Here is a 9,813-nt window from a genome sequence, read left to right as displayed (position 1 = left end):
ATGACCAAGACAAAATTCGAGCGTACGAAGCCGCATTGTAATATTGGTACGATTGGCCACGTTGACCACGGGAAGACGTCTCTGACGGCGGCGATTACGAAGGTTCTGGCGAAGAAGGGCCAGGCGGAGTACAGGGCGTACGACCAGATTGACAAGGCGCCGGAGGAGCGGGAGCGCGGGATCACAATCTCCACGGCGCACGTGGAGTACGAGACCGACAAGCGCCACTACGCGCACGTGGACTGTCCCGGCCACGCGGACTACGTGAAGAACATGATCACCGGCGCGGCCCAGATGGACGGCGCGATCCTGGTGGTTTCCGCGGCTGACGGCCCGATGCCCCAGACGCGCGAGCACATCCTGCTGGCCCGCCAGGTGGGCGTTCCGGCGCTGGTGGTGTTCCTGAACAAGATGGACATGGCGGACGCCGAGCTTGTGGACCTGGTGGAGATGGAAGTGCGCGAGCTTCTGACCAGCTACCAGTTCCCGGGCGACAAGATTCCGATCATCCGCGGCTCGGCCCTGTGCGCGCTGGAAGACAGGAATCCGGAGCTGGGCGAGCAGGCGATCCTGAAGCTGATGGACGCGGTGGACGCGAACATTCCGCAGCCCGAACGTCCGAAGGACAAGCCGTTCCTGATGCCGATCGAGGACGTGTTCTCCATCTCCGGCCGTGGCACCGTGGTCACAGGCCGTGTGGAACGCGGCATCATCAAGGTGGGCGAGGAAGTGGAGATCGTGGGCCTGCGTCCGACGCAGAAGACGATCATGACCGGCGTGGAAATGTTCCGCAAGCTTCTGGACCAGGGAGAGGCCGGGGACAACATCGGCGCACTGCTGCGCGGCACGAAGCGCGAGGACGTGGAGCGCGGCCAGGTGCTGGCAAAGCCCGGCTCGATCACCCCGCATACGCACTTCAAGGCCGAGGCGTACATCCTCACCAAGGAAGAAGGCGGACGGCATACCCCGTTCTTTACCAACTACCGGCCGCAGTTCTACTTCCGCACCACCGACGTGACCGGCGTGGTCCACCTGCCCGCAGGGACCGAAATGGTCATGCCCGGTGACAACGTCTCCGTCGACGTCGAACTCATCGCCCCCATCGCCATGGACGAAGGCCTCCGTTTCGCCATCCGCGAAGGTGGCCGCACCGTAGGAGCCGGAGTGGTCGCCAAAATTACGAAGTAGGTTCCTGTATACAGTAAATCATGCCCCATCCCGGTCTCCGGGATGGGGTTTTTTATGGCCAAACCAGGTGACGCCTCATATTCTGTCATCCCGGCCTTCGGGCCGGGGGGACAAAACAAGGGACCGTAATAAATGATAAAAACACTGGCTTTTGATGCCGACGATACCCTGTGGCACAATCATCCCGTGTTTTCCCTGACGCAGAAACAGTTCTGCGACCTGCTGGTCCCCTACATGGACAGCATCGAAGGACTGGGGAAACGCCTTGAGGATATGGAAATCCGGAACCTGAAGCGGTTCGGCTATGGCATCAAGGGCTTTACCCTGTCCATGATCGAAACCGCGGTCGAGGCCACGGAAGGCCGGATTTCATCCGCAGATATCCGGACGCTGCTGGACTATGGCAAGGCCATGCTGGACCATCCTGTGGAACTTCTGGACGGGGTCCGTGAGACCCTGGAAAGAATTGCGGGCGATTATCCGCTGATGATTATCACCAAGGGCGATCTGTTCGACCAGGAAGGCAAGATCGCCCGTTCGGGGCTGGCCGATATGTTTCCCCGCATCGAGATTGTCTCGGAAAAAGACATGGCGACCTATCAGAAGATCATGCAGCGGCACAGTGTCGATGGCCCCGGTTTTATGATGGTAGGCAATTCCGTGCGCTCGGACATCCTGCCGGTCCTGAAGGCCGGTGGTCGTGCTGTCCATATCCCCTATATCACAGACTGGGTCCACGAGCGTGTGGACAATCCGGAGATGGAGTTCCCGGTCCTGTCCAGCATCCGTGACCTGCCTGACTGGCTCAGGGCGGGTTTTCCGGGAAAAGGCTGACAGATTCTTGCCCCATATGCAGGAAGCCCGGTGTGACTGGTTGCGGAACAGAAACCGTGATATTTTCCGGTGAGTCCGGAAAACGTCCAGACAGACGGAGGAAGTCTTGAGATCTGTGTTTTTCGCTCTCGCACTGCTTTTCACCATGCCCGCCTTCGCAGCGGACCAGAAAGAACCCGTCTTCGATCGCATCATCCGCACCGGAATGCTGCGTTGCGGTTATTACGTCTTTCCACCCTTCATCTACCGCGACCCGAATACCGACAGGCTGTCAGGATTCACTGTCGACATGATGGAAGAAGTCGGCAAGCGTGCAGGCCTGAAGACTGAATGGATGGAGGAGCATTCCTGGTCAGGCTGGACCGAGGCCCTGAAGGCAGGACGGTTCGATGTTACCTGTGCGCCCATGTGGCCCGATATTCCGGCATCCCGCGCCGTGGCCTGGAGCACTCCCATGTTCTACAGCGCGATTTTCCCGGTTGTGCGCACTGATGACACACGTTTCCAGGGCGACAGCCTTGAGCAGTTCAACAAAAAAGGCGTTACGCTGTCTGCCCCCGAGGGCGATGCCCTTGTGTCGCTGACACAGGCATGGTTTCCGGAAGCGACGCTGCATCTTCTCCCACAGGGAACCGATACCGGGTCTTTCGGGCTGCAGCTTGCCACCAGAAAGGCCGACGCACTGCTGTGGGACGACAATGGCGTATACCAGTTCAACAAAAGCAGCGAGACGAAAATCAGACCCGTTGCCCGCAGTACGCCTGTGAAAATCCAGGCCTTCAGCCTGGCCGTTGACCGCAACGAAATGGTCCTGAAGGCCTTCCTGGACGACATCATCCGCGATCTTCTGAACGACGGGACCATGGACCGCCTGATGCGCAAATGGGAACCGGAGCCGGGAAAAACCTGGCTGCGTGTTGCCAGCCCGTACAAAGATTCTCCGTAATGCTCACTGTCCGGAACGTCCATAAATCTTTTGACGAGCGCAGCATTCTGCGCGGGATCGACCTTGACATCGCCCCGGGCCAGGTGACCTGTGTTATCGGCCCCTCGGGCACCGGCAAGACGACCTTGCTGCGCGCGCTGGCGCTGCTGGATTATCCGGACAAGGGAACTGTAGCCATTGAGGGACGGGAGTTTTCCTTTCCCCTGAAAAAAGGCGAGGTCATACAGGCCCCGTGGCCCTACGTGACTGTGGTGTTCCAGTCCCTGTTCCTGTGGCCACACCTGACACTGCGCGAGAATATCCTGCTGCCGGCCCGCAACCACAACAGCAACGCGGAAAAGGACCTGCAGGACCTGATCGCCCTGTTCGAGATGGATCATTTCATCAACAGCTATCCCAACCAGGCCTCGGTGGGACAGCGGCAGCGGGTGGCACTGGCCCGCGCACTGATCCTCAACCCCCGCTATATCCTCCTGGATGAAATTACGTCTGCCCTGGACGTGGAACAGACCGCCCGGATCCTGTCGAAACTGGCCCATCTGAAGGAACGCAGTATCGGTATTTTTCTGATTACCCACCATATCGCCTTTGCCCGCCACGCAGCAGACCAGGTAATTTTCATGTGCGATGGCAAGGTAGAGGCACGGGGCGATGCCGCCCTGCTCACCCGCCCCGACAACGAGCGCCTGAAAAAGTTTCTGACCCAGGCCGACTTCGAGGAAGTCTGATGATCCGTTTTCTGATCTGCCTTGCAGCAGTTTTTCTTCTGGTCCTGCCCGTCCGGGCGGCTGACCGGCCCTACATTGTCACCACCACAGCCCAGGTCGCCGACATGGTCCGGGCCATCGCCGGTGACCACGTGACTGTCGAGCACCTGATGGGCGAAGGAGTGGATCCGCACCTGTACCGGCTCACCCGGTCGGACACTGCGAAAATGCTGAAAGCCGACGCGGTGTTCTGCAACGGCCTGCTGCTGGAAGGCAAGATGACCGACGCGCTCCAGCGCATGGCCGACAGCGGCCGGAAGGTATTCTGTCTGGGGGACGGCATTGACAAAAGCCGTCTGACCTCGCCGCCGGAATTTGCGGGCCACCACGACCCCCATATCTGGATGGATGCAAGCCTGTGGGCTTCTGCCATTCCCTTTGTGCAGCAGTCAGTGGAAACCATTTTGCCAGACATGGACAGGGAACTGGCCGCCGGAGCCGCCGCATACTGGAAAAAGCTGTCGGACCTGGACAGCCATGCACGCAAGACTTTGGCCACCATCCCGACACAGGCCCGCATTCTGGTCACGGCCCATGACGCTTTTGGCTATCTGGGCCGCGCCTACGGACTGGAAGTACGGGGCATCCAGGGCATCAGCACGGATTCTGAAGCCGGCCTGAAGCAGATCGAGGATCTGGTCACCCTTCTGGTGGAAAAGAAAATCCCGGCGGTCTTTGTGGAAACCAGCGTGTCCGACCGCACTGTCCGTGCCCTGGTGGAAGGCGCCCGGGCCCGGGGCCATAACGTGCGCATCGGCGGCACGCTGTACTCGGACGCTCTGGGCGCACCGGGAACATGCGAGGGCACATACGCCGGCATGATCGACCACAACGTGCGCACCATCGCACAGGCCTTGGGCGGCCCCGCTGTCCGGGATGGCTTTGCGGCGTGTCCGTAAAGTAAAAGCAATTACTTGCAGAGGGATACTGTAAAATCCCGCTGGAGCAACAGATCCAGGGATCCGTCCAATGCAGTCATATTCCCACATGGTTCATGAGCAGATCAGCCGCGCCCTTGTCAGGTCTGCACTTGAGGGTATGAAGGACAAGCCGGGACGGGCAGCCTTTTGCGCTGGAAATTTTCCATGGAACCCGAACCTGTGGGTTCCGGAGCTCCTGGCACAGGACGTTACCCGTCAGGAAGCTGCAGAAATACAGTCCCTCCTGCAGGAACGCCTCAACAATACCATGCGCAACTGGAACTACACAGGTGCTGCATTGTGCGTTGTAACAGCACGAATTCAGGTTCCGTCCCTGGTGCTGGAAATATCAGAAGAGCAGGTCCGTGGGATTGTCTGGGGCCTGATCCGGCCTGACCATTCCTATCAAGGACCTGCTGAAATCAGCAGGAAACACAGAACTCTGGAAGATTTCTGGCTGGCCATCCGCCCGGACAAAATCCTGGCTCCGGCTTTTTGCAGGACTTTCGCAGAACAGATTTCCAGCCAGAACAATTCCGGGAATTACGGACTTCTGGTCCTGCGTTTCGAAAAATATCCTGAACTGGCCGCATGTTTCAGCAGCGACAAAAAAGCAGACGTTGCCCGATATTTCCGGGAGGTCATCTTCGGCAATGCACAGGCTGAAGGGGATATGGAATCCCTGATCAGAAAGGGATTGCATCTACCCGTTGCGCAGAAGCTGACACCGGCTGACTGTTTCCGGCTGGGAGCCCTGCCCTTTGCGCTTCTGGACATGGATCCGAAAGCCAGAAACAGGATTCTCTCCGGTGTACAGACAGACCAGTGGCTGAAGAACGGCTTTCTGGAGCACCAGACAGAGCGCGAACCGTGGGAAGATCCGTCCGGGCACGATCCCCTCTTTGCCGTGACATGTCCCCATATTCCGTCATGGCGAGAGGCCCTGGTACAGCATTTCATGGCTGACCCCGGCGTTGATACAGGGCGCCGGACGGCCTCGCTGATCCCTGAAGTGTGGACAGAAATCAATGAAAGAACAGCCCGGGATACAGCCGTATCCGTCCGCCTTCTGCAAGATATCAGCCGCCGTCATGCCTGGGATGTTCTGGTCTCTCTGGGCACTTCATGGCTGCACCAGGTAACTGCAGCACACGGACAGAAGATTGACCATGCGGTAACTGTCATCCAGGCCTGCAGGGATTTCATGGAAAACTGCAGAACATCCCTGTCAGGCATGGGTACCTCCAGACTGCAGGGCGTCGCCCGACAGCTTTTCCTGAACCCTGTTCTGGAAGGAACACCAGAGGCATTGTTCAAACACCTCGCCGGATCCGGCCTCTCTTCTGTTCCTGGACCTGTATAACCCGGCAGGCAAGAGCGGCCTGCAGCCAGGAAGCCAGTTTTCACTGGAGAGAGTGCAAAGTCTTCACCTCTCACCCTGAGGGTGAGGTAAGGTTCTTACTTCCCGATGCAGAAATCGCGGAAGATGATGTCCAGAACCTCTTCCACATCCGCGTGGCCAGTGATGCGGCCGATGTGGCGCACGGCCAGGCGCAGATCCTCGGCCGCCAGTTCGGGCAGCCTTGCCTCCCCCGCCCGCGCCAGCGCTGCCACACAATCCTCCAGCGCCGCCCGGTGCCGGGTCCGCGTCAGGGGTGGCCCTCCCTGCCCTTCCAGGCGTGCAGCCACAGCCTTTTCCAGGATCTTCAGCAAGGTCGCCATCCCCTCCCCCGTCTGCACGGACACGGGAAAAGCCGGCTGGCCGGACACAGTCCGTGGTAGTTGATTCTGGACCGCATCCGTCTTGTTCAGGACAGGTAGAGTATTGCCATCCACCAGAGCCAGTGTCGCTTCATCCAGAGGCATCGCGACGTCAAACACCGCCAGTTTCAGGTCTGCCTGTCCGGCGCGGGCCAGCGCGCGGCGAATGCCCTCGCCCTCGATGGTGTCGCCTGACTCCCGCAGGCCCGCTGTATCCGCCATTATGACGGGAAAACCGCCCAGATCCAGATGAACCTCGATCACGTCCCGGGTGGTTCCGGCCTGGGCCGAGACGATGGCGGCCTCCCGCCTTGCCAGTGCATTCAGCAAACTGGACTTTCCTGCGTTGGGAGCACCCACAATGGCCACAGAAAAACCATCCCGCAGCCGCTCGCCCCGGTGATCATCATCCAGATGGGTCTGGATCGCCTGGCGCACATCCGCCACGCTGGCCCAGACTTTTTCGGCCACTTCGGGCGGCAGACCCTCGTCCGGAAAGTCCAGATACGCCTCACACCAGGCCAGCGCCCGGAGAAGTTTTTCGCGCCACTGGCCGTACAGGCGGCCCAGCTCTCCCTCCATCTGGCGCAAGGCCTGGCGTCGCTGGGCGGCTGTTTCCGCATCCACCAGATCGGCGATTCCCTCCACCGCCGTCAGGTCCATCTTTCCGTTTTCAAAAGCCCGGCGGCTGAATTCCCCCGGCTCCGCCAGGCGCAGGCCCGGCAGGCGCGACAGAACTTCCACCACGGCTGTGGTCACAGCCCGGCCCCCGTGGGTGTGGAATTCCACCACATCCTCGCCCGTAAAGCTGTTGGGACCGGGGAAAAAAATCACCAGAGCGTGATCCAGAACCTCACCGCCGGCAGGATCACGGAGGGTACGCAGGGCTGCCGTACGGGCTGGTGGCAATGCCTTTCCGGACAGGTGTTCCGCAGCCGCGACTGCATGCGGCCCGGACAGGCGGAATACGGCCACTCCGGCCCGTCCCTGCCCGCTGGCCAGCGCGAAAATGGTGTCTTCACTCATGACTTCGGGGATTTCGCAGAACTGTCTTCCGGCCGCAGCATCAGCCGCTCCACCCGCTGGCCCTGCACCAGGCGGGATGTCAGGATCTCGTCCACATCCTCGCGCGTGGTGTATTTATACCAGACCCCTTCCGGATAGATGACCATCACGGGTCCCAGCTCGCACCGGTCCAGGCAGCCGCAGGAATTGACCCGCACGCCCTCCAGTCCCAGTTCCTTCGCCCGTGCCTTTACATAGTTGCGCAGCGCCTCGCTGCCCGCACTGCCACACGATCCGCGCGGATGCCCCTCCGGCCGCACATTGGTGCAGCAGAACACATGGGCGCGGTAGTACGGCAAAGGATCAGTGGCCATGATCCTGGAGTGTGCCGTTCCGGTTTCCGGAAGCAGGGTTGTCAGTATCCACCGGCTGTTCCGGCTCTGGTCGTGGCACAGCGGGAGCAAGACTTTTAAAGGTCCGCAGGAGAAAGGCGGGAACCTGCTCGCCGAAGCCGGTTACGGGTGCTGTACCTGCATCATCTTCGTCCCGTCCCCGACGGCGATGCTGGCGATGGTCAGGCTGTTCACCGGAAGGCCGCACAGGCCTGCTGTCGCGGGGGAGCCTGTGACGTGAAGGCCTCCGGGCAGGAGGCGCGCCAGCTTCCGGCTGTCCCGCCACCGGCTGGTCGTCTTTTCGCACCGGGACGGGCCTGCGCACAGGCCGACGTCCGCCACGGGCCATAGTCCTCGCGTCTTCTTCCGATACAAAATCCGGCAGGGACATGCCCTCGATCTGGATGCGGGGAATGTCCTTGCCGATCAGTTTCGTGATGGCTTCCACATGCTTGCCATCCAGCGGCGTCGCCAGGGACAGGGCCCGCCCTTCCTTCCCCGCCCGGCCTGTACGGCCGATACGATGCACATAGTCCTCGGCATGGATGGGCACATCGAAGTTGAACACATGGCTGACATCGGCAATGTCAATGCCCCGGGCCGCCACATCGCTGCAGACCATGATGTCAATTTCGCCTTTACGGAAGGCGTCCAGTGTCTCGTTCCGCCGGTGCTGGGGCATGTCGCCGTGCAGCTCCCCGGCCTTGAATCCATGCCGGCGCAGGGAGCGGTAAACAACAGCCACATCGCGCTTGCGGTTGCAGAACACAAAGGCGTTCTTCACGCTTTCCGTACGCAGCAGATGGCGCAGGGCCTCGCGCTTGTCCATAACGTCAACAATGGCCAGTCCCTGGGTTACCGAGGCTGTGGTAGACGCCGGCGGGGCCACCGTGATTTCCTTCGGGTTCTGCAGGAAAGCATCAGTCAGGCGGCGGATTTCCGGAGCCATGGTAGCCGAGAAGAACAGGGTCTGGCGCATGCGGGGCAGCAGGCCCACAATCCGCTCGATATCCGGGATGAATCCCATGTCCAGCATGCGGTCCGCCTCGTCAATCACGAGGATTTTGATATCATTCAGCAGGATGTTGCCCCGCTCGAACAGGTCGATCATGCGTCCCGGTGTGGCGATCAGCACATCCACGCCACGTTCCAGCTTTTTTACCTGATCGGTGAAGGATTCCCCCCCCACCAGCAGGACCATGGACAGTTTGTGATACTTGCCGAAGGATTCGAAATTCTGGGCCACCTGGGCGGCCAGTTCCCGTGTTGGCTCCAGGATCAGGGAACGGGGCATGCGCGCCCGCGCCCGGCCGGATGCCAGAATATCAATCATGGGCAGGGTGAAGGACGCCGTCTTGCCCGTGCCGGTCTGGGCGCATCCCAGAACATCGCGGCCCTGCAGCACCTGGGGTATGGCCTGGGCCTGGATGGGCGTGGGCTGGGCATATCCCATCTCGCCAATGGCCCGCAGTGTGTCGGGCCCAAGCCCCAGTTCCTCGAATGTGGTCAAGTGTTCCTTGCCTGCTTTTCTTTTATGCCTATGGGAGATGCCGGGATACAGAGCCCACCCGGCCAAAGTCAACAGATTTGCACAGGACCGGGCGGAAATTTGCTCTCTCCTGCGGCTTTCGTGTAACAGTGGAGTTATGAAATCTATCGCTTTTTTCGATTTTGACGGCACCCTGGTCAGGAAAGACACCCTGCTGTTCTTTCTGGCGGGCGTTGTGGGCTGGCCCGTTGTTGTGTGGGCTTTTGTCAGGGCCACCTGTGGCGTGCTGACAGGCCAGCGCGGAGAGCTGGACCTGCGCACCCGGATCAAGGAGCGCCTGTTGCGTCATACCTTGGCCGGGGTACCCCTTGAGAGAACACATCCGGCGGCGGAAAGCCTGAAAACCCGCATGCAGTGGCTGGAACCGCAGGTACAGGCCCTGCTGCGTCATAAAGCCATGGGCCACCGGATTGTCATCGCCACGGGGGCCCTGCGCCTGTACATGCCGGGC

10 protein-coding genes are annotated in these 9,813 nt (G+C 60.4%); 7 read left to right on the top strand and 3 right to left on the bottom strand.

The window, feature by feature from the left end; translation table 11 throughout:
- The 6 genes from tuf (at position 1) to M3O22_06685 (ending at position 6,018) form a co-directional block, all read left to right on the top strand.
- A complete protein-coding gene (tuf, locus tag M3O22_06710) occupies positions 1 to 1,188 on the top strand; it encodes an elongation factor Tu (protein MDP9196437.1) in 1,188 nt (395 codons plus the stop codon).
- 132 nt (positions 1,189 to 1,320) lie between these two features.
- On the top strand, positions 1,321 to 2,022 hold the full coding sequence (locus tag M3O22_06705) for an HAD family hydrolase (GenBank protein ID MDP9196436.1): 702 nt from the start codon (positions 1,321 to 1,323) through the stop codon (positions 2,020 to 2,022).
- A gap of 115 nt (positions 2,023 to 2,137) precedes the next feature.
- Positions 2,138 to 2,968 (top strand): transporter substrate-binding domain-containing protein, encoded by an 831-nt coding sequence (locus tag M3O22_06700; GenBank protein ID MDP9196435.1) that lies wholly within the window; start codon positions 2,138 to 2,140, stop codon positions 2,966 to 2,968.
- Positions 2,968 to 3,696, top strand: a complete 729-nt coding sequence (locus tag M3O22_06695; GenBank protein ID MDP9196434.1) for an ATP-binding cassette domain-containing protein — start codon at positions 2,968 to 2,970, stop codon at positions 3,694 to 3,696. Before M3O22_06700 ends, M3O22_06695 begins: the two co-directional genes overlap by 1 nt.
- Entirely contained in the window at positions 3,696 to 4,634 is a 939-nt protein-coding gene (locus M3O22_06690; protein MDP9196433.1) for a zinc ABC transporter substrate-binding protein, read from the top strand. Before M3O22_06695 ends, M3O22_06690 begins: the two co-directional genes overlap by 1 nt.
- 70 nt (positions 4,635 to 4,704) lie before the next feature.
- The gene (locus M3O22_06685) at positions 4,705 to 6,018 is read left to right on the top strand and encodes a hypothetical protein (GenBank protein ID MDP9196432.1); all 1,314 of its coding nucleotides are present in this window, start codon (positions 4,705 to 4,707) and stop codon (positions 6,016 to 6,018) included.
- Between the two features lie 95 nt (positions 6,019 to 6,113).
- On the opposite strand, the gene mnmE is transcribed toward M3O22_06685, so the two are convergent.
- From mnmE to M3O22_06670, 3 genes are read right to left on the bottom strand one after another with little or no spacing between them, the layout of a single operon-like run.
- Positions 6,114 to 7,442 (bottom strand): tRNA uridine-5-carboxymethylaminomethyl(34) synthesis GTPase MnmE, encoded by a 1,329-nt coding sequence (mnmE, locus tag M3O22_06680; GenBank protein MDP9196431.1) that lies wholly within the window; start codon positions 7,440 to 7,442, stop codon positions 6,114 to 6,116.
- On the bottom strand, positions 7,439 to 7,795 hold the full coding sequence (locus M3O22_06675) for a (2Fe-2S) ferredoxin domain-containing protein (protein ID MDP9196430.1): 357 nt from the start codon (positions 7,793 to 7,795) through the stop codon (positions 7,439 to 7,441). Before M3O22_06675 ends, mnmE begins: the two co-directional genes overlap by 4 nt.
- Positions 7,785 to 9,266, bottom strand: coding sequence for a DEAD/DEAH box helicase (locus M3O22_06670; GenBank protein ID MDP9196429.1), 1,482 nt, complete (start codon positions 9,264 to 9,266; stop codon positions 7,785 to 7,787). The genes M3O22_06675 and M3O22_06670 overlap by 11 nt, the downstream gene beginning before the upstream one ends.
- A gap of 193 nt (positions 9,267 to 9,459) precedes the next feature.
- On the opposite strand from M3O22_06670, the gene M3O22_06665 reads away from it, so the two are divergent.
- A partial coding sequence (locus M3O22_06665) for a haloacid dehalogenase-like hydrolase (protein MDP9196428.1) occupies positions 9,460 to 9,813 on the top strand: 354 nt, incomplete at its 3' end.

Source organism: Pseudomonadota bacterium, from assembly GCA_030775045.1.
In the GTDB taxonomy this organism is placed as follows: domain Bacteria; phylum Pseudomonadota; class Alphaproteobacteria; order JALYJY01; family JALYJY01; genus JALYJY01.
Note: the sequence above shows the minus strand (reverse complement) of the source record. Positions and strands in the feature narration are given on the sequence as shown.